We start from the raw sequence: 19,429 nt of genomic DNA, 5'->3' as shown, positions 1-19,429 counted from the left end.
CGCCCTGGCCGCCGGCATCAGCGACGGCCTCAAGCTGGGGGACAACGCCAAGGCGGCCCTCATGACCCGCGGCCTGTCCGAGATCGCCCGGCTGGGGGTGGCCATGGGCGGGCGCAGCGAGACCTTCGCCGGCCTCACCGGGGTGGGGGACCTGATCGTCACCTGCACCAGCATGCACTCGCGCAACCGCCGCTGCGGCCTCCTCATCGGCCAGGGCGCGGCGACCACCTCCTCCACCCCGCAGCCACAGCCCGCCAGCTTTTTGCGGTTGGCGCCAAAGGTGTTGGTGTAGATCACCTGGGCCCCCGCCTCGATATAGCGGCGGTGCACCCCCTCGATCAAGTCCGGCTGGGTCAGGTTCAGGAGTTCCGGCCGCCCGCCCAGGGGCAGCCCCGCGTCCTGCAGCACGGTGCCCATGGCCCCGTCCAGAAGGACGTAGCGGCCCTTTTCATCCCAATTTTTCTGCACAGTGCAGTCCCTCCCGTCTGTAAACACAGTTTTTTTGCAGGGCGCAGCCCTCACAGCCCCGCCGGGGCCCTTCCCCCGACGGCGCGCCCACCCCGATGATGGCGCTGACCGACTTCTCGGGCACCATCATCAACTGTGGGGTGAGGGTCAGTCCGATCTGCCGGGGCGCGTCCAGCAGCCCCAAAAAATCCCGCTGGCAATCCAGCGGCAGGTCGCCGTACCCGGGGCTAAAGCGCCAGGTGCAGCTCTTCCCCTCTGCGGCGGCGGCCCGGCGGATCTCCTCCCCCGCCAGGTCGCAGAGCGCCTCGATCGCAGCGGTGCCCAGGGCGTCGAGGACCACCGCCCGGGCCATCTGCTCCACCTGGGCGCGGCGGATCAGCCGGTCCACCTCGCCCCCCAGCGTCGCCCCCAAAAGCGCGCAGCCGTCGCAGCCCTCCAGCAGCGCGGCGATCTGCCACCCCGGCAGCAGGGCGCTGCCCCCGGCGAGGGCGAGGGCCTCCCCCCGCCGCTCCAACTCCAAAAAGCGGTGGCAGTAGCGGGGGCGGGCGGCGGCCCGCAGCTCCTCTTCGCAGCTCTTTAGCAGCGCCTCCATCTCCTCTGTCAGGGGGCCGCCCCGGTGGCGCAGATAGCGCAGCGTCTCCTCTCGCGAGATGGGCAGCGAGGCAGCGTCCACCGCCCTCATGCCGCCCCGCCCCCGTTGACGCAGTCCAAGGCGGTGGCGATGTTTTCACAGATCCGCCGGGCGACGGCGGGGTTGTTCATGGTGTAGATGTGAATGCCCTCCACCCCGCTGCCGATCAAGTCGATGATCTGCTCGGTGGCATAGGCGATCCCCGCGTCCCGCAGGGCGGCGGGGTCGCCCTCGAACCGGCTGAGCATCCGGGCAAACTTCGGGGGGATGCTGGCCCCGCAGAGGGTGACGATCCGCTCGATCTGCCGCTTGTTGACGATGGGCATGATCCCCGCCTCAATGGGCAGGTGGACCCCTGCGATCCGCGCCTTCTCGGCAAAGTCGTAGAAGCAGCGGTTGTCAAAAAACAGCTGGGTGATCAGGTGGGTGGCGCCCGCCTCCTGCTTGCGGCGCAGATTTTGCAGGTCGTGAAGGGAGTCTGGCGCCTCGCAGTGGCACTCGGGGTAGCAGGCCCCCACCAGATTGAACCCGCCCCGGCGGGCGATCCGCTCCATCAGCTCGTTGGCGTGGCGGTAGGGGCCCTCCTCGGCCCCCTCCTCCCGGTCGCCCCGCAGGGCGAGGATGTTTCGCACCCCCGCCTCCTCCAGCCGGTCCAGAAGCCCCAGCAGGGTCTCCTCGTCGGAGTTGATGCAGGTCAGGTGGGCCAGGGGCTCCACCCCCCGGGCGCGGATGGCGCCGGCCAGCTCCACCGTCAGGTTGTCCTTGACGCCGGTGCCCCCCGCGCCGAAGGTCACGCTGATAAAGTCCGGCTTTAGGGCGCACAACTCGTCCAGCGTGCGGTAGATGCTCTCCACCCCGCTGCTCTTTTTCGGCGGAAACACCTCAAAGGACAGCACGCACTTTTTTTGTTGAAACAGATCGCACAGATTCATCCCTCTTCACTTCCCTTCCCCCTCTGTCCCGCCGCCCTTTGGCGCGGCTGCAGAGGCTGGCCCACCCCACCCATCCCCGGCGGGGGGCTTTTTGGTTATTATATCATTCCTCCAAAACGCGCACCAGCTTTTTGTCATCTTTTTCAAATCTTCTTTTGTCGTCAGACGGGGCATAGCGGACCCGCCCGCCGGAATACTAAGGGGGAGGTGAGCCAAATGAACCGATCTTACAACTGCCTGTCCGACCTCCTCTCCGGCGACGCCGAGGCCAGAGACGCCTTTGCCCAGTTGCCCGGCTACGTGCAGGAGACCATCCGCCAGCGGGGCGACCATGTCTGCACCCGCGAGGCCCTGCTGTCCTACGCCGACAAACTGACCCGGGGGGACGACTGAGGTGGGCCCCAACCAGTACGGAGTGGCCCCCTTGAGCGAGGAGGCCTGCCGCATCCTGCGGGAGGCGGAACAGGCCATCTGCCATTCCTGCGGCCAGCCGGTGGTGCTGGTCGCCTACCAAAAGGACGGGGAGTGATCCCCGTCCTTTTTTCATCCGTTTGCATTTTTTTGCCCCCCCTTTTATAATGAACTGGCAGTGGTCGGCCGCCGGCAAACGGCCTGGCCAAATTTCTTGTACAGGGGGCCTTCCCATGTCGATCCGCCGCCGCAGGGTGCTCTTCACCGCCCTGCTCATCCTCTACACCCTCTTTGTCTTTTCCAACTCGCTGGACATGGGGCCCAGTTCCTCCTCCAAAAGCGGGGCGGTGCTGGCCCTCGTCAACGGCTTTTTTGAATCCGTCGGCCTCCCCCTTCAGCTCAGCGAACACTTCGTCCGCAAGGCCGCCCACTTTGCCGAATACTTCGGCCTGGGGGCGGTGGCGCTGGCCACCCTTCGCCAGTACACCGCCCGCTGGCGGCCCCACCTGGCGCTCCCCCTCTTTTACTGCCTGGTCGTCCCCCTGTGCGACGAGAGCATCCAGCTCTTGGTGCCCGGGCGCTCCGGGCAGATCAGTGATGTCTGGCTCGACTTTGCGGGCGCCCTCACCGGGCTGGCCGCGGCCGCCCTCCTCCTCTGGCTGTGGCGCCGCCGGACAAAAAGCCGCCAGAATTGACGCCATTTTCCTCTGATTCTCCCCCCTCGTCCTGCAAACACTCTCTCTGAGGGGGGATTTCACATGTCCGAATCCGTTCATCTCTGTTTGAGCGACCTCATCGACCAGGACCTGACCAGCTACGAGTACTTTCACTCCCTGCCCGCCGACGTGCGCCAGCAGGTGGAGGAGAGCGATGTGCGCACCTTCTCCGAATTGCAGGCCTGCGCCGAGGAGTACCGCCGAAACAGATAGATTCCCGCCCCGGCACCAGCGCCGGGCAGAAAAGGGATGGGGCCGCCGAAAAATGCCGACGGCCCCATCCCTTTTTTGCTGGAAAATGCAGAGAATTTGCAAAAAGGGTTGCTCGTGACCCTACGTCACATAGTACAATGTTTCAAAAGAGGTGATTCGATATGGAGCAAAGAGAACTGCTCACCGTGGGCCAACTGGCCGCGCAGATGGGGGTCACGGTGCGCACCCTGCAGTACTACGACAGAGAGGGCCTGTTGAAGCCCTCGGCCAAGAGCCCCGGCGGGCGGCGGCTCTACACCGGAAAGGACGTCGTCCGCCTCCACCAGATACAGTCCCTAAAATATCTGGGATTCTCCCTTCAGCAAATCAGGGAGAATCTCTTTTCCCTGGACACCCCCCAGCAGGTGGCCCAGGCCCTGGCCCACCAGCGGGAGGTCGTCGGCCGCCAGATCACCGAGCTGCAGCAGGCCCTGGACGCCATCACCGCCCTGGAAAAAGAGGTGGTGCAGATGCAGGCGGTGGACTTTAAAAAATACGCCGAGATCGTCACCCTTTTGCAGCAGAAAAACGAGGGGTATTGGATCGTCAAGTTCTTCGACGACTCGCTGATGGAACACATCAAAGACCGTTTTCGCGACCGGCCCGAGCAGGGGCTTGCCGTCTTTGACACCTGGAAAACCCTCTGCGACGAGATCATCGCCATGCAGGAGGCGGGCGACATCCCGGACGGCGACGTCCTCGCGGACATCGGCGGCCGCTGGTGGGCCATGGTGACCGAATTCACCGGGGGCGACCTCACCCTCCTCCCCCAGCTCTCGGCCTTTGCCGACAGCAAGTCCCAATGGGGCGACGAGTTCCGCCAGCGCCAGGAGCGGGTGACCCCTGTTCTGGAGCAGGCCCTGGGCGCCTATTTTCAAAAGGCGGGTATCCGCCTGCCCGAACAGGAGGAACACTAGATGAGCAAGAGCGCACTCACCGTCCAAAACCTCTGCAAGCGCTACGGCGAAAAAGAGGTGCTAAAGGGGGTCTCCCTCACCCTGAAGGAGGGGGAGATCGCCGCCCTGCTGGGCCCCAACGGCGCCGGCAAGACCACCGCGCTGGAGTGCATCGAGGGGCTGCGCACCCGAGACAGCGGCAGGGTGGAAATATCCGGCCGCTTGGGGGTGCAGCTGCAGTCCTCTTCCCTGCCGGCCACCATCCGCCCGCAGGAGGCGCTGGAACTCTTCTGCCGTTGGAACGGCGGCGAGCGCGACCGGGAGGCGGAGGCCGAACTGGGGATCGACGCCCTGGGCAAGCGCCCCTATCGGGCCCTCTCCACCGGCCAAAAGCGCCGCCTCCACCTGGCCCTGGCCCTCATCGGCCGGCCCTCCCTCCTCTTTTTGGACGAACCCACCGCCGGGCTCGACGTGGAGGGGCGGGCCGCCCTGCACCGGCAGATCGGCCGGCTGAAAGAGCGCGGCTGCGCCATCCTCTTGGCCAGCCACGACATGGCCGAGGTCGAGCGCCTCTGCGACCAGATCGTCCTCCTCAAAGGGGGTCGGGTCGCCTTTTCCGGCAGCCCCTCCGAACTGCTCTGCCAGGGCGAGACGGGGGCGCAGATCAGCCTCAAAACCGGCGTTCCCCTCGATGCGGCGGCGCTGAAAAGCTGCCGGTTCACCGGCGAACACCAGGGCTATGCCCTCTACCGGACACAGCAGCTCGACGAAGGGCTGTGGGAACTGCTCTCCCTCGCCCGCAGCGCCGGTGTGCGGGTGGAGGACCTGCGGGTGGAGCACCAGAGCCTGGAGGACCGATTCTTGGACTTTGCACAGCAGGAGGAGACGAAATGACCGCTTTTTTCTATCAGGCCGTTCTCCAGTGGAAACTGGATCTGCGCAACCGCGACGTGCTGCTCACCTACTATCTGGTCCCCCTGGTCTTCTTCCTCTTCATGGGGGGCATCCTCACCTCCCTCGACCCCGGCGCCAAGGAGACGGTCATCCCCGCCATGTCGGTCTTCGCCGTGAGCATGGGGGCCTTTCTCGGCGCGCCGGTCCCCCTCACCGCCCTCTACGGCAGCGAGACCAAAAAGGCCTATCAGGTGGGCCGCATCCCCCTCTGGGCCCCGGCGGCGTCCAACTTTCTCTCCGCCTTTGTCCACCTCTTTCTCGTCAGCCTCCTCATCCTCCTGCTGGCCCCGCCCCTCTTTGACGCCAGCCTCCCGCCCCACCTCCCCCTCTATCTGGGGACGATGGCCCTCTTCCTCTTTTCCTGCCTCTGTTTGGGGACCGCCCTCGGCCTCTTCTTTCAGACCAGTTCCCGGCTGACCATGGTCGCCCAGGTCTTCTTTCTCCCCTCCATTATGCTCTCGGGGGCCCTCTTTCCCGCCGCCTTTCTACCCGATCCCCTGCGGCTCGCCGGACGCCTCTTTCCCGCCTCCTGGAGTTACTCCCTCCTCACCGGCGAGGGGGGGTGGCAGGCGATCGCCGCCCTCCTGCTCATCTCTCTTGTGGCCCTGGGCCTCTGCGGGTGGCGGCTTTCAAAGAGGGGCGGACTCCTGACCCGCTGACACCTGCCGTTTCATGTGTGGGCGCTGTCAATGACAGCGCCCACCTGCTGTTTTGAGGGACAGCCGAAAGAAAATTGAAACAAATTTGTAGGGAGATAGGGGCTGCCAATTTCTCCCCTCTGTTGTATACTAAAAGGGCTACAAAAACAAATGGGAGGGATTTGATGCAGCCCCTTGTCAACCAGTGCGGCGGCCGCGCCGCCATCGCCACCTACCTCGCCGGCACCCTGGCCATCGGGGTGGTGGATTTTTTCTGTTTTCCCTGGCCCTACCTGTTGGTCACCGCCGCCGCCCCCCTCTTTCTCCTCATCCCGCCGCTGGCCTACCGCCTCCTTCGCCTGCGGCCGGTCCCCGCCCTCAGCCGGGCCGTCGCCCTCTTCGCCTTTCTCGCTTACGGGGTGGGCATCGCCATGAAGGGCTACCACTGGTTTCCCTGGTTTGACAAGTTCGTCCACCTCCTCTCCGGCGTTCTCTTTGCCCTGCTGGGCCTCTGCCTCTTTGCCTACCTGAAGCGAAATCGCCCCCTCGCCGAGGAGGACGCCCCCTTTGCCTTTTACTTCGCCCTCTCCTTTCCCATGCTCATCGCCGCCTGCTGGGAGATTGCCGAGTACGCCTGCGACTTTGTCTTTCACACCGACCCCCAGCGCGTGCTCACCACCGGCATCCACGACACCATGCTCGACATGATCGCCTGCCTGCTGGGGACCCTGCTGGTCCTCTGGGCCCTCTGGCGGTTTCACCGCCGCCGAAAGGCAGGCCCCCTGATGCGCGTCTTTCTCGATTTTTGGAAGGCCAACGCCACCGTCCCCGCCCCTCTCGAGAGCCGCGCGCACTGACGGGCGAAAGATTTTCTAAAAGGGAACCCCCTCTCCCCCTTTGCGCAAAAAGATGGTATAATGGAATTGGGAAAAAACCGTTATGAACGGACGGGTCCCTTCCGCCCGTCCCGGTGTGAAAGGGGTGGGCCGACTGTGAAAAAGGCCAGGTATCTTCCCCTGCTGCTCGGGTCCCTCCTCTTGATGGCCCTCTCGGGCTGCAAGAAGGAGACCCCTCAGCTTTCGCTGAACATCCTCCCGGACAACGTCACCATGGAGGTGGGGGAGACGCGCACCCTCCCCTTTGAGGTCCAGTCGCCGGTCTACCTCTCCGGCAGGAGCTGTCTCGTGAAGAACGCCGATGTGGTCCATGTTCGCTCCGATCTGGACGACGCACTCACCGTCGAAGCCCTTTGCGAGGGGGAGGCGACCGTCACCCTGGAAGTTGCGTACCAGGGGAGCAAAGCCTCGGACAGCGTCGATATCCTGGTTGTCCCCCCGTCCGAAGGGGACTAGACACCCCCAACTGCGCAGAAACCCCCAGGGCCCGTGAATGGGCCTTGGGGGTTTTTACAGGGCAGCTCTCTCACCGCCAAAAGCGGCGAATCTTTCTCTCCAGCGAAGGGGGCAGCTCCCCCCGCCCCTGTGCGCCCGCAAAGACGACCCGCCCCATCCGCCTCATCCCCGCCGTGTGAAAAAATTCCTCCATGGCGCGGATGGCCCCCCGGCTCTGCCCGCAGAGGTAATCAAAGGGGGCCGGGGTGTTGCAGGCGGTCAGCAGCAGGTACCGCTGGCGCGACAACAGCCGGGGCTTGGGGAAGGTCTTGGTCTCCTCCATCGCGGTGCCGAGCAGCCGGTCAAAGAGATTTTTGACCGCTGCGGGCAGGTTGGCCCAGTAGGTGGGGGCGGCCAGAACGACCGCGTCGCACCCCTGCAGGAGCCGGGCGATCCTCTGCACCCCGTCCGGTACCACACAGACCCCCGTCTCGATACAGGCGCGGCAGCCCCGGCAAAGGCCGATTTCCTCCCGGTAGAGCTCCACCCTGTCCACCGCCCAACCGGCCCTCTCGGCAGCGGCGACGGCGCACGACAACATGGCCGCCGTCGAGCCGTCCGGGTGCGGCCCCCCCAGAATCGCCAACAGTCGTTTCATCTCGACCCCTCCTCTCTGGCAATGGCGCGGTAGAGGGTTTCAAACCCGCCGGCGAGAAACGCCTCTCGGGTGAGACCCATCGCCTTTTCGATGTACTTTTCCTTGCTCGCGGCCACCTGCATGAGGCCGGCCAGCATTGCCCAGAAGGCAAACACCGTGGGCAGGATCTCCAGGTCGGGGCGGAACGCGCCCGCCTCCATCCCCTCGCACAGAAAGCGGCCCATCAGGTCGTTTATCTCCTCGCCCACGGCAAAGATCTCCCGCTCCACCGGCAGGGTGTCGGGGCTCTCCCAATCGATGTTGATTTCTCGCAAGGCCAGGCCAAAGAGGAAGGGCGCTTCCCCCTGGTAGCGCTGGAGCGCCCCGCAAACGGCGTCGTAGCGGCCCCGCGCGCCCGTCCCCTCCGCGAGGGCGGACGACAGACAGTCCCGCAATCGCCGCATACTCTCCAGAGTGAGGGCGCCGACGATCTCCTCCTTGCCCTGAAAGTAGACATAGAGGGTGGCCTTGCTGTACCCCGCCTCCCGGGCGATTTCCTCCACCGTCACCGAATCCACACCCCGCCTGGCAAAAAGGGCGGCTGCCGCCTGGGCGATGCGGCCCCGGTGGGCCTCTGCGGGTTCTTTCTTTCTTCTCCCCACCGGCTGTTCCTCCTCTCCATTAATTAAACTATCGGTTTAATTGATTCTACCACGACTTCTCCCCTTTGGCAAGGACAAAAAGCAGGAGGGGCCTTTCAAATTTGTCCTTCGCCTCGGACAGCGGTTCCCCCGTTGGCCGCCAAAGACCGGTTGCCCGCCCCGTCAAACCACTTTCCCCTCCTTCCCCGGGGATGTCTGTCGGCACTTCTCTGTACCTTTCCGCGCAGAAGGCCGTCCGCCGGGCATAAAAAAAGGGAGGGGCCGACCGCCCCTCCCCGCTTTTTTCTCATCTGCACGCACCAGCCATCCCCTCGAATTTCTTCCTCACGGACACCGCGGCAAACAGGAGGCTCCTTTTTTAAATGGCCGTCCACCGACCAGCGAGACACCCTTTGGGAGGACGCTTCAAGCCGGATGGGCTCCCCCGTCGGACAGGTCACTCCCCCGCCAGGCGATGGGGAGAACTTCTTCGCGGCGAGAGGGCGTCTCCCCGCTCCGGCCCCTGCAGCCCGGCGGCTCTCGCCCCCTCCAAAGGAGGAGCTGACCTGTCCGCCATCTCGCACATCTCCCCCCAAAAGCGCTTGGGCATGTTTCCCCGCTGGCAGCGGGGGTTGACCCGGGCGGCAATGGTGGCGGACTGGTGGTACCCCCGCCACAACTGGCGGTAGAGCTGCTCCTGCGGGGTGTCGAGGGGGAGTTCCAACGCCTTGACCGAGACGATTTTGGCCCGGTGCGGGCGGTAGATCAGGGCCATCTGATGGGTCTTGTCGTGGATCATAAAGGTCTCCTCCGGGTAGCGGTCACAAAAATGCTCCCGCAGGACCGGCAGAACAAAGTGCTTGGGAGAAATTTGGGAGAGAAGAGCCCCGTCGTACTCGGCAAAGCGGACAAACCCCAGCAGCAGGTGCGCCTCGTTCGACACCGAGAGGGCCATTTTCTGCACCCGGCTCACCGCCTCGTCCCCCAGCATGTCGCAGACGGCAGGCCCATAGCGGTAGCCCCGGCAGAGGAAGCGGTAGAGCCAGAGGTCTCGCCCCCCTTCCCCGAACAGAAAGGCCCTCTGCACCAGCTGGCGGGCCTCCTCCCCCATCCGCTCGCCGATGGAGCGAAAGACCCGGCCCGCCCGCGCCCTGTCGCTCTCGATCTCCCGCACGGCGTAGAGCCCGGTCTGGCAGTCCTCCCGGCAGACGATGTCCAGGGGCGCCTCCCTCCTGACAAAGCTCTCAAAGACGCAGCAGAGAAATCCGGCAAAGCTGCCGTCGTGCAGGTAAATCAAATCTGGCCGGTCAAACAAGAGACCACATCCTCTCGGGTCACCGGCGGCTCGTCGAACAGGGAGAGCTGTTCCGGCCGGTTTTGGGGGAGCATGGCGGCGCTGCGCTCGGACACCAGGGCGCGAAAGGCGGCCTCCGGGCTGATTTTCAGCCCCACCGCCGTCTTTCCCGAACAGGTGATAAAGTACTGGGCCCGCTTGAGCACCACCCCGATTTTTTTGAGCCCGTCAAAGTGCAGGGGGCCCAGCCGCCGGGCCTTGGCGATCCGCTGGGCGCTCTTGACGCCGATGCCCGGCACCCGCAGCAACATCTCGTAGGGGGCGCGGTTGACCTCGACGGGGAAGTGCTCCATGTGGTGGATCGCCCAGTTGCACTTGGGGTCCAGATAGGGGTTAAAATTGGGGGCCCGCTCGTCCAGCAGTTCCCCCGCGTCGAAGCCGTAAAAGCGCAGCAGCCAGTCGGCCTGGTAGAGGCGGTGTTCCCGCAACAGGGGCGGTTTGGTGGTCAGGGCGGGCAGGAGGGCATCGCTCTGCACCGGGGTATAGGCCGAAAAGAAGACCCGTTTGAGACCGTATTTGCGGTAGAGGCCCTGGGTCAGCCGCAAGATCTGCAGGTCGGTATCCGGGGTGGCGCCGATGATCATCTGGGTGCTCTGCCCAGCGGGGGCAAATTTGGGCGCGCCCCGGTAGCGCACCAGGTCGGTCTGGTTCTGGGCGATCCCGCTGGAAATCAGCCCCATGGGGCGAAAGATGTCCGCCTTCGACTTGTCCGGCGCCAGCAGCCGCAGGCTCTGCTGGCTGGGCAGCTCGATGTTGACGCTCATCCGGTCCGCCAGCATCCCCAGGCGGGCGATGAGCCGGTCGTCCGCCCCGGGGATGGCCTTGGCGTGGATATAGCCGCGAAAGCCGTACTCCTCCCTCAAGATCTGCAGGGTCTCGATCATCCGCTCACAGGTGTAGTCGGGGGTTTTGAGGATGCCGGAACTCAAAAACAGCCCCTCGATGTAGTTGCGGCGGTAAAACTGGATGGTCAGGTCGGCCAGCTCCCGGGGCGAAAAGGCGGCGCGGGGGGTGGCGTTGGAGCAGCGGTTGACGCAATACTTGCAGTCGTAGGCGCAGATGTTGGTCATCAACACCTTTAAAAGGGAGACACAGCGCCCGTCGGCGGTAAAGCTGTGGCAGATACCTGCGGCCGCCGCGCTCCCCAGCTGCCCCTTCTTGCCGGCCCGGTCCACCCCGCTGGAGGTGCAGGCCACGTCGTACTTGGCCGCGTCGGAGAGGATCTCCAGCTTTTCCAGCAACTCCACCGACATCCCCTCCTATCCTAAAATAAACATTTGTTCTTTTTCTATTTTAACCACCTTTTCTGCAAAAGTCAATTGCCCCGCAGTAAAATCCCCCTGCCACCTTTTTCCTGTCGTCTGGCCTCTTAAAAAAGGGGGTACCTCCATCCCCCACCAAATTTTCAGGCCTTTCCGCTTTAATCCGGTAGGCCCGGGGACGAGACCCTCTCCGCTCCCTATCCCTCTCCCGCGGCCAATCGCCGTCTATTCCCGCGCCGTCATCGCTTTAGGCCCCCCTTCTTTTGGCGAATATCAGGACTCCGGCGGCAGCATGGCAAACAAAAATGTTCGCAATCCTTTTTCAAGTGCGACCCGCTTCATCCCCCAAACTTCCCCCTTCCAAAACCCTCTTCTGGCTGGGAAAAAGGGAAGCGATAACAGGAACCCACCCTTTTCCGACTGGGGCCGTCCTCTGGCCATCCGGCAGCAATCTTTCTCTGACGGCGGCCCCGAGTTGCCCGGGGCGAAGGGTCTGCCAAGGGCAGAGGTCGTTCTCTCCCTTCCCCTTTTGCCTAAACAAGAGAAAAATAGTGACAAGGTAAGCCCCTTGTCACCATTTTTTTAGCTATCTTTGCCCCAGATAAGACTGCGACCACGCCTTTTTCGACGGTGCTGTCCCCCCTTTCAGAGCGGAGATCTGTGTCCAGCCAGCCAATTTGAACGGGCCGTTCCGACCACTTCCAACGGACCATCTCGGCCGCTTCTGCGGTGTACACACCGCAGAAAAACCCGCTTTGCAGCCCCTGCGGGCCGCCCTGCCGTACAAAAGGTGCGCCGCCCACAGCACAAATCTGCGGACAGCGCACCTCTTTTGGTCGATTTTTTGTCTCTCTGCGGCCCAGTCTCCCCCGCAAAGCGCTCCTTTTGCGAAAAGTCTGGGCGTCAAAAGACGATTTTATTGAAGTCCTTGCCCCCGGCCTTCTCCCAATCGCTGCCCACCAGGCCCACCAGCAGGTACCGCCCGGTCATGGGCTCCACCGGCAGGTCTTGCAGCAGGGCAAACTCCTCGATCTCGCCGGTGGTGCGCACGTGCATCCGCGGCCCGGTGCAGTGGTGCAGCTCGTCGCCGATGAGGATGTGCTCCTCGTCGCAGTAGGAGATGGGGATGTCTTTGGCAATCAGCTCGTTGACCTCGGTCTCCAACCGCTTCAGGTCGATGTCCGGCTTTTCGGCAAAGCTGAGCACAAAGCCGTGCTTGACGTCGCCGTGGGTGTATTTGCCCTTGTACTTTTGCAAAATCAGGTGTTCACAGAGGTCTTCCGCGGTGTGGGCCATCTTGCGAAAGCGGATGGAGCCAAAGACGATTTTGGTCAAATCCTCCGGCTCGGGGCCGAAGAGGTTGGGCCGGGTGATGATGACCTCGCCCCCCACCCCGATGAGCAGGTGGGCGTTGCGCCCCCCCAAAAAGGGGTAGATGAGGTCAAAGTGCTCCACAATGACCCGCTTTTTCTTTTCTATAGCCTTTAAAATGGCCTCGGCCAGCACGTGCATCTGGGTAAAGGCCGACTCGAAGCGGATGTCCAGGTGATAGGTGTGGGGGCTGTAAAAGCCCGAGTCGTCCTCGTCCACATCCAGGATGGGGAGGGGGCGGACGTTGACCCCCTCGTCGTCGTTGGTGAGTTCCAGCCCGGGGAACATCCCCTTGACCAGCATGCTCTTGCCCGAGCCCCCCTCCCCCACAATGCCGATGAGCAGGTCAAAGGGGCTGAGGTACTGCTGGGCGATCTGCATCCCCAAATCGGCCATCCGCACGTTGCCGCGGGGGGCGAAGAAGACGCTGTACAGGTGGTTTTTCTGCATTCGATCGGAATAGGGCATGGGGCGCTCCTCCTCTGCAAGACGGCAGGCGCCCCTCACGCGAAGCGCCTGCCGTCACAGCCCGCCGCTGCGGGCCCTCTGTCCGTTTTTTTACCAGTCAAATTCCAGGTCCAGCAGCGGGGCGTGCTGCTGGGCGCCGTAGACGTCGGTCTCCCCCAGGTCGCCCGAACAGATGGGGCGCTGGATGGTGATCTTGATGGCCTTGGCCGGCTGGAACTCGATGATGTTGATGATCTTCTCCGGGGGGATGTGGTAGAGACGGCAGACCACGTCCTCGTTGATGATCTTCTTCTCACAGGCCTTTTCAAAGCTGGCAAAGTCCTTGAACATGATGTCCAGCGTCAGCTCGTAGGGACCGGAATTCTTGCTGCGGATGATCTCTGCGAGATCGGTGAGTTTCTGTTTCACAGCTTTCTCCTCCTCATTCTACCATTACAGGTCCACACAATCAACGGCAAAGGGGGCGACGGGGTCGTCGACGGCAATGACGTGATAGATGCTGAACACATAGACTTCGCCGGCGTGAAAATCGCTGGGCGAGTAGGGGAACGCCAGGTTGCCCGCGGTCGCCCGGCGGCCCTCATAGCCGTAGTGGAGCATGGTGGAGCGGGCAAAGGCACAGATGGTGTCAGCCTGTTTCTGGGTGTCGGCCACCGCCTCGATGACGATGCCCAGCTCGTGGGCGCCCTCGGTGGTGGGGGTGGGCTCCAACTCCGCCATCACCCCGTTGCGGCCGTAGATGTTAAAGTGCAGGTAGTAGTGGAGGTCGGCGTCCCGGAAGTTGTCGGCCACCCGGGCGCGCACCCCTTCGAGCACCTCGTCGATCTTCTCGATCATGATGGGGTCTCTGGCCCCGGCGATGGAGACGGTGCGGTAGCCGATGCAGCGCGCCCCCTCCAACTTGACGGTGTACGGGTCGAGCACAAAGCGGCTGCCGCTGACCCGGACGATGTTCTCCGTCTCCTGCTCAAATTTGCAGTCGGTCAAATCCAGGTGGCCGCCCGGCCCCGGCAGGATATAGGGGTTGGTCTTTTCGTAGAGGGTGTGGGCCGCCACCGAGAGGGTGGTGCAGCGGCGCAGGGGGCTCAAGGGCTCCACCCGGAAGTAGTCCTCCCCAATGTAGCCGAACATGCAGTCCGAGCCGCTGCCGGGGGTGGCGCAGATGGAGGCGCACTCGAGGATCTTGCCCAGGTGGATGGCCAGCCCCTTGTCGCAGCCCGCTCGCACCGCCGGGGCGGCAAAGACCGACGGATCGTAGGTGCGCCCGGCCAGAACGACCTGCGCCCCCTCGTCCAAAGCCTTGATAAAGGGCTCCATCCCCATCTGGCCCACAATGCGGGTGGTGGCGTCCACCGCCTCCTCGGTCAGTTCGGGCGCCGGGGCAAGGGGCTTCACCTTCCCCGCCCGCAGGGCCGCCTTGACGGCCTCTTTTGCAAACTCGGCGTGGATGACCGCCAGCTTGAAGTGGAGGTCCTTCTCCCGGGCGATCTCCTCCACGATCTCGCGGCACCAGTTCAGGTGGGGCTCGCCGCCACTGCCGCCGGCGGTGCCGATGACCACCGGAATGCCCTCCTTGACCCCGGCTTCCAGCATGATCTCCAGATCGCGCTTGACCGCGTCCCGGTCGGTAAAGGAGACCCCCGCCCCCAGGTAGTAGGGCCCGGGATCGCTGGAGCCCGCGTCCACGGCGATCAGGCGGGGATGGCGCTTCATCCCCTCTTCAAAGCTCTCCTTGGGGAAGCCGTACCCCAGGATGGCGGTGGTGGACAGAATGCGAAATTCCTCTTTCATCAAAAACCCCTCCTAGCGCTTGGCCTGGGCTCTGCGCAGGGCCAGGATGCGCTGCATCTCGTTGTAGACGATCATGTACCCCTCGTCGACCCCCATGCCGGGCTTGGCGAGGATCTGGTCGGGGCAGGTGGCCATGGCCAGGTTGACACAGACCTGGGCGCTGCGGTCGGTCTCGTTGCAGGTGCCGCCCTGGTAGGCGCCGATCCCCTTCTCCTTGCAGTAGAGGACCGCCTCCACTACATTGTTGATGCCGCCCAGATCGGGGGTCTTGATCTGCACCATGTGCCCGGCCCGGTTGTCGGCAAAGTAGCGGATGTCCTCCAGGGTGTTGCACCACTCGTCGGCCACCAGCTCCACCGGGATGCCCCGCTCGTCCACCAGGCGGGTCAGCTCCTTGAGGGCGAGCATCTGTTTCTCCCGGTCCTCCACGTCCATGGGGCCCTCGATGCGCAGGTGGAAGGGGGCAGCGATCTTGGCCAGCTCGGCCAGATAGTCGGCCATCCCCTGGTAGTTGTCGTTCCCAAAGGCCGCGCCGATGGTGCCGTAGACGTCGATGTGCAGCACCGGGGCGTAGTTTTCGTCCAGCCGCAGTTTGCAGATGCGCTCGCGCAGCCAGCCCACGTACTCGGCCAGCTTTTCGCCCTTTCGGCCCAGCTTGGTCTCCACGTTGTTGATGAGGGCGTGGGGCAGCACCTGGGCGCCCTTCATGATCATCTTGTCGGTGTTTTCGTAGCGGTTGTCCCCCGACTGGGTGAAGATGGGGATCTCCCGGTCGGTGACCTGGGTGTGGTACTCGTCGGCCACCACCTCGCACATCAGCCGGTGGGAGGCCTTGGCCACCGCGTCGAGGATGGCCTGGGTCACCCCGTAGCGGATGGCGGTGTGCAGCTGCTTGCCGCCCACCTGCAGCCGGTCGATCTCCTCCGCCAGGGCGCGGAAGCTGTCGGCCTCTCTGCCCACCAGGCGGGGCTTTATCTCCCGCTCGATGACGGGGATGAAGTCCTCCGCCAGAAAGAGGGGGTCCCTGCCGCCCGCGCCGCTGTACTGGACCGCCGCGCAGTCGCCGTAGGCCACCTGCCCGTCCTCCAGCACCAGCATCACCGAGATGGCCTCGCCCGCCTGGCGGACTGCCGAGAACCCGGCGGTGGCGGTTTTGCCTAAATAGGCCGCGCCGTCCGACTCGGCCCCCAGCTTGATGGCCCGCTGGTCATCAAAGAAAAATCCGGTGCGCCCCTTGGCGCAGACCAAATCAACAATTTTCACAGTATATTCCTCCTGCTCTCAGCTGTCTGTCGCGTTTTTCTGCCCACTCTGCCCTATCTCCAGGGGCGGCCCACCAGCCGGCCTTTGGAGATGGCGTAGACGTCGTCGATGACCATCTGAAAAGACGCCTTGCGCTTTTCAAAGGCCGCCCGCTCCTCGATTTTTTTGCGGTTGTAGTCCACCAGTTCGGGCGAGAGGGGGACGGCCCCCGCGTCCAGGATGCGGATGGCCCCGTCGTTGTCCCGGGCCGAGAGCATCTTGCCGGCGTTGAAGCGGCTGGGGGCAAAGGGGACGTCCAGCACCCCGGCCTGGAAGGCGCGCACCGCCCCCAGGGCGATGTCTCCCCCGCCCAGTTCAAAGCACTTGTCGACGATGCAGCGGGTCTCGGCGGCGATGATCTGCTTTTCCTCCTCCAGCCCGGCGGCGGTGAGGGTCTGGTCGCTGAGCATCGAGATGACCTGCTTGGTGCAGCGCAGCCCCTGGGCGTTTGCCTCCATGGTGGGGATGCCCATGGCCTCGTGCGGGGTCTTGACGATGACCTTGGTGGCCTTGGCCAGGGCCGCGGCCGCACTCCCCCAGGAGATGACGCCAAAGGCCTTGGCCTCGTCCTGCGGGAAGCCGCCCATCCACTGGTGGAGGACGGTGGTGACCTCCACATCGGTGTAGCCGTACTTCTCCAAGTACTCGTCGGTCAGCTCTTCCAGGGTGCGGATGGCGGCCACGTCCTGCACCAGGTTGCCGCACTGGCCGTAGCCCACGGTGATGTTCTTGACCCCCTGTTCGGCGGCCAGCAAACTCTCGATGATGGCCACCGCGTGGGAGATGCAGGGGGGCACCAGGGTGCCGGTGAGGGGGCCGTAGGGCTCGCGGTTGATGGGGATGCCCGCCTCCTCGTAGAGGCCGGTGAGCCGGTCGCAGTACTGCCAGTCGAGGATGGTGCGCTCCAGCGGCACGTTCTTGGCGTAGGGGACGTTGTAGGAGATGCCGCCCCCCTCGTAGCTGGTGAACCCGGCGGCGTAGCAGATCTCGGTGAGGAGGCGGGCGTCGGGGGTGCCGTGGCGGATCTGCACCGGGATGTCCAGGCTCTGGATGATTTGGCGGCAGCCGGCCACCCCGTGGTTGACCGCCGGCAGGCCGTTGAGCATCGACTTCTGGCTCTTGGCCGACTCGACGATCCCCTTCTCGGCGTCCTCATAGCGGTTTTGCCGGGTATAGCTGTCGATGGTGGTGGGGAGCAGGTCCGCCTCCCCCTTGTCCTGCAGGTAGGTCAACAGCTCGATGTGCTCCTTGATGAGGGCGACCCCCGCCCGGGGCTGGATGAGGGTCTTCCCCTCTCTTTTGGCCTGGCTCAGCTTGCGGGAGAACACCTTGCTCTCGGGCAGCTTGCGGTGAAAGTCAAAGGCCTCCTGCAAGTCCACCTCCCTGCCGGTGGGCCACTGGCCCAGCACCTCTTGGCGAATTTGCTGAAAGGCGCCGTCTTCGATCCGCTTATTTTGAATTTCCATCGCAGGTCAACTCCCTCTTCATCATCTGTAAAGCGGCTTTGGGGTGGTGTTCGGCCAACAGGCCCATGGCCGCCAGGATGTAGTGTCTGTCCACCCACACCTGCGCCTGTTTGGGCCGCAGGGAGATGGGGTCGGCCGGGCTCCAAAGGGCGTGCCGCACCGCCTCCTCCGGCCGGGGGGCGTGGATGAGGGCGCCGCCGGTGGCGATGATCCGCCGCACGTCGCTCAGGTCCTTGCCGGTCTGCACGTAGGTCAGCCCCACCGGGGTGTAGGTCTGCTCGATGGTGCCGGCGTGGCGGGCCACAGCGGTCTCCACCGCCAGGGACGCCAGGGCAAAATCGAGCTGTCGGCCCGCCGCGCTGTCGGGCAGTTTGTCGGTGTGTGCGGCCAGGTCCTCCACCATCTGCCGCACCGTCTCGGGGGGGAGTTCGGCCAGCTGGGCCACCCGGTCCAGCCCGGCGGCCTCGAGGATGCCGTGGATGCTGTATCGCATGCCGATGTCCCCCTCCACCGTCCGCTTGGCGTAGGGCTCGGGCAGCCCCTTGTAGACGGTGTCCAGCTGCTTGGGCATCCCGCTGGCAATGGAGTAGACGTCGGTGGTGGCGCCCCCCAGGTCGACCGCCAGCAGTTCGCCGATGCCGGGCTCCCCCTCAAGGCCGTCGGCCAGCAATGTCATGGCGGCCAGCATCGCCGAGGGGGTGGGCATGAGGATGCCCGAGACCAGCTCCGAGGCCTGGGAGAGCCCCTTGGCCCGGATGATGCGGTCGAGGAAGATGTCGCGGATCTTCTGCTGTGCGGGATCGATGTTGAGCACCCCGAAGCGGGGCATCACATTTTCGCACAGCAGGGTCTCCTTTTGGGCCAGCAGCCGCTGGCAGCCGCGGGCGGCGGCGCGGTTCCCCGCCACCACCACCGGGAAGTCGCCGGGGACCCCGGCCAGCATCTCCGCGTTGTGGAGGATGCAGTCCCGGTTCCCCCCGTCGGTCCCCCCGGTGAGGAGGACGATGTCGGGCCGGGCGGCGGCGATCTCGTCCAGGTCGTCCTCGGTGAGCTGGTAGGAGTAGACCCCCACCACCTTGGCCCCCGCCCCCAGGCTGGCCTGCTTGGCGGCCTCGGCCGTCAGCTCGGGCACCAGCCCGCAGGTGACCATCCGCAGTCCGCCGGCGGCGGAGGAGCAGGCGTAGCGCTCGGCGTAGTCCAGCTTGCCGGTCTGCCCTTCCAGCTGCGCCACCGCCCGCGCGAGCCCCTCCCCCACGTCGGTCTGCACGGTGGTGTAGCTGGAGGCGGTGCCCAGCAGGGCGGGCGCGTCCACGTCGACGGCGGTCACCTTGGTGTATGTACTTCCAAAGTCGATCAAGAGGATCGGTCGCATCGCTCCCTCACCCTCTCACTCGACGCCCAGGTCTTTTTTGAGGGAGGCGATGGTGGTCTCCGGCGAGGTGCCCGGGGGAAAGACCCGGTCAAAGCCCATGGCCAAAAACCGGCGCTCCACGCCCTCAAAGGGCTGCTTGCCCACCACGATGTTCCCCCCCACGTAGAGGAGGATGCCCTCCAGCCCCGCCTCGTCGCACTTCTGGCGCAGGCCCCGGCAGTCCAGCTCGCCGTGCCCGTAGAGGGAGGAGACCACGATGGCGTCTGCATCCGACTCGATGGCAGCGGCAATGTACTCCTCCTGCGAGACCATGACCCCCAGGTTGATGACATTGAACCCCGCGTCGGTGAACGCGTGGTCGAGGATCTTGATGCCCACGGCGTGGACGTCCGCCCCGATCACCCCGATGACCAAAGTTTTCTGTTCCATTTCGCACCCCTTGCTTTCGCAAATTTGATTTGAACTATATCTATAATATATATTGTTATATATCATAAATCAACCGAATCGCCTCCCTTTTTCCGGAGAATAAGGGA

The 19,429-nt window shown here is 64.4% G+C and carries 23 protein-coding genes and 1 pseudogene; 10 read left to right on the top strand and 14 right to left on the bottom strand.

All coding sequences use genetic code 11. The features are described 5' to 3' along the window. The coding region (locus BN3266_RS10240; RefSeq protein ID WP_368013953.1) for an NAD(P)H-dependent glycerol-3-phosphate dehydrogenase at positions 1-292 on the top strand (292 nt) is incomplete at its 5' end. Here BN3266_RS10240 and BN3266_RS14335 read toward each other — a convergent pair. The 3 genes and pseudogenes from BN3266_RS14335 to BN3266_RS10230 all read right to left on the bottom strand — a co-directional run. Further along, positions 289-417, bottom strand: a pseudogene (locus BN3266_RS14335) (homocysteine S-methyltransferase family protein); the annotation flags it as partial. The gene BN3266_RS10240 and the pseudogene BN3266_RS14335 sit on opposite strands and share 4 nt — an antisense overlap. Positions 418-448: 31 nt before the next feature. Next, positions 449-1,150: a vitamin B12 dependent-methionine synthase activation domain-containing protein gene (locus BN3266_RS10235; RefSeq protein ID WP_059005074.1), complete on the bottom strand. Its 702-nt coding sequence runs from the start codon at positions 1,148-1,150 to the stop codon at positions 449-451. Then, positions 1,147-2,031 (bottom strand): methylenetetrahydrofolate reductase, encoded by an 885-nt coding sequence (locus BN3266_RS10230; protein WP_059005073.1) that lies wholly within the window; start codon positions 2,029-2,031, stop codon positions 1,147-1,149. Before BN3266_RS10230 ends, BN3266_RS10235 begins: the two co-directional genes overlap by 4 nt. Before the next feature lie 216 nt (positions 2,032-2,247). Here BN3266_RS10230 and BN3266_RS13945 point away from each other — a divergent pair, with 216 nt between their 5' ends. The 9 genes from BN3266_RS13945 (at position 2,248) to BN3266_RS10200 (ending at position 7,250) form a co-directional block, all read left to right on the top strand. Beyond that, positions 2,248-2,424, top strand: a complete 177-nt coding sequence (locus BN3266_RS13945; protein WP_021659872.1) for a hypothetical protein — start codon at positions 2,248-2,250, stop codon at positions 2,422-2,424. Between the two features lies 1 nt (position 2,425). Further along, entirely contained in the window at positions 2,426-2,560 is a 135-nt protein-coding gene (locus BN3266_RS14455; RefSeq protein WP_021659873.1) for a hypothetical protein, read from the top strand. A 115-nt stretch (positions 2,561-2,675) separates the two neighbouring features. Further along, entirely contained in the window at positions 2,676-3,137 is a 462-nt protein-coding gene (locus BN3266_RS10225; RefSeq protein ID WP_059005072.1) for a VanZ family protein, read from the top strand. 63 nt (positions 3,138-3,200) lie between these two features. Continuing rightward, a complete protein-coding gene (locus BN3266_RS13940; RefSeq protein WP_154669057.1) occupies positions 3,201-3,371 on the top strand; it encodes a hypothetical protein in 171 nt (56 codons plus the stop codon). Positions 3,372-3,532: 161 nt separating this feature from the next. Beyond that, positions 3,533-4,327: a MerR family transcriptional regulator gene (locus BN3266_RS10220; RefSeq protein ID WP_059005071.1), complete on the top strand. Its 795-nt coding sequence runs from the start codon at positions 3,533-3,535 to the stop codon at positions 4,325-4,327. Then, positions 4,328-5,200, top strand: coding sequence for an ABC transporter ATP-binding protein (locus BN3266_RS10215; protein WP_059005070.1), 873 nt, complete (start codon positions 4,328-4,330; stop codon positions 5,198-5,200). It begins immediately after the preceding gene. Further along, on the top strand, positions 5,197-5,919 hold the full coding sequence (locus tag BN3266_RS10210) for an ABC transporter permease (RefSeq protein ID WP_059005069.1): 723 nt from the start codon (positions 5,197-5,199) through the stop codon (positions 5,917-5,919). The genes BN3266_RS10215 and BN3266_RS10210 overlap by 4 nt, the downstream gene beginning before the upstream one ends. A gap of 164 nt (positions 5,920-6,083) precedes the next feature. After that, entirely contained in the window at positions 6,084-6,755 is a 672-nt protein-coding gene (locus BN3266_RS10205; RefSeq protein ID WP_059005068.1) for a DUF2238 domain-containing protein, read from the top strand. 135 nt (positions 6,756-6,890) lie between these two features. Further along, the gene (locus BN3266_RS10200; RefSeq protein ID WP_059005067.1) at positions 6,891-7,250 is read left to right on the top strand and encodes a hypothetical protein; all 360 of its coding nucleotides are present in this window, start codon (positions 6,891-6,893) and stop codon (positions 7,248-7,250) included. A 70-nt stretch (positions 7,251-7,320) separates the two neighbouring features. Here the strand turns inward: BN3266_RS10200 and BN3266_RS10195 are convergent, their stop codons facing one another. The 11 genes from BN3266_RS10195 to glmS form a co-directional block, all read right to left on the bottom strand. Further along, entirely contained in the window at positions 7,321-7,887 is a 567-nt protein-coding gene (locus BN3266_RS10195; RefSeq protein ID WP_059005066.1) for a flavodoxin family protein, read from the bottom strand. Continuing rightward, positions 7,884-8,528: a TetR/AcrR family transcriptional regulator gene (locus BN3266_RS10190; protein ID WP_059005065.1), complete on the bottom strand. Its 645-nt coding sequence runs from the start codon at positions 8,526-8,528 to the stop codon at positions 7,884-7,886. Before BN3266_RS10190 ends, BN3266_RS10195 begins: the two co-directional genes overlap by 4 nt. Positions 8,529-8,964: 436 nt before the next feature. After that, positions 8,965-9,822, bottom strand: a complete 858-nt coding sequence (locus tag BN3266_RS10185; protein ID WP_082671789.1) for a TIGR03915 family putative DNA repair protein — start codon at positions 9,820-9,822, stop codon at positions 8,965-8,967. Further along, a complete protein-coding gene (locus BN3266_RS10180) occupies positions 9,801-11,114 on the bottom strand; it encodes a putative DNA modification/repair radical SAM protein (protein ID WP_154669056.1) in 1,314 nt (437 codons plus the stop codon). The genes BN3266_RS10185 and BN3266_RS10180 overlap by 22 nt, the downstream gene beginning before the upstream one ends. 912 nt (positions 11,115-12,026) lie before the next feature. Next, positions 12,027-12,962: an alanyl-tRNA editing protein gene (locus BN3266_RS10175; RefSeq protein WP_059005063.1), complete on the bottom strand. Its 936-nt coding sequence runs from the start codon at positions 12,960-12,962 to the stop codon at positions 12,027-12,029. 90 nt (positions 12,963-13,052) lie between these two features. Next, positions 13,053-13,370 (bottom strand): DUF4387 domain-containing protein, encoded by a 318-nt coding sequence (locus tag BN3266_RS10170; RefSeq protein WP_021659889.1) that lies wholly within the window; start codon positions 13,368-13,370, stop codon positions 13,053-13,055. Positions 13,371-13,394: 24 nt separating this feature from the next. Beyond that, on the bottom strand, positions 13,395-14,753 hold the full coding sequence (locus BN3266_RS10165; RefSeq protein ID WP_059005062.1) for an acyclic terpene utilization AtuA family protein: 1,359 nt from the start codon (positions 14,751-14,753) through the stop codon (positions 13,395-13,397). A gap of 12 nt (positions 14,754-14,765) precedes the next feature. Beyond that, entirely contained in the window at positions 14,766-16,016 is a 1,251-nt protein-coding gene (locus tag BN3266_RS10160) for a methylaspartate ammonia-lyase (protein WP_059005061.1), read from the bottom strand. A gap of 53 nt (positions 16,017-16,069) precedes the next feature. Next, positions 16,070-17,521: a methylaspartate mutase subunit E gene (locus tag BN3266_RS10155; RefSeq protein ID WP_021659892.1), complete on the bottom strand. Its 1,452-nt coding sequence runs from the start codon at positions 17,519-17,521 to the stop codon at positions 16,070-16,072. Then, positions 17,505-18,893 carry a methylaspartate mutase accessory protein GlmL gene (glmL, locus tag BN3266_RS10150; protein ID WP_059005060.1) on the bottom strand — a complete coding sequence of 463 codons (1,389 nt, stop codon included), beginning with the start codon at positions 18,891-18,893 and terminating at the stop codon, positions 17,505-17,507. Before glmL ends, BN3266_RS10155 begins: the two co-directional genes overlap by 17 nt. 15 nt (positions 18,894-18,908) lie before the next feature. Beyond that, a complete protein-coding gene (gene glmS / locus BN3266_RS10145) occupies positions 18,909-19,322 on the bottom strand; it encodes a methylaspartate mutase subunit S (protein WP_059005059.1) in 414 nt (137 codons plus the stop codon). Positions 19,323-19,429 lie beyond the last annotated feature (107 nt).

The organism is Bittarella massiliensis (ex Durand et al. 2017), from assembly GCF_001486165.1.
GTDB lineage: Bacteria > Bacillota > Clostridia > Oscillospirales > Ruminococcaceae > Bittarella > Bittarella massiliensis.
The sequence above is the reverse complement of the archived record's forward strand: the minus strand, read 5'-3'. Positions and strand labels throughout refer to the sequence as shown.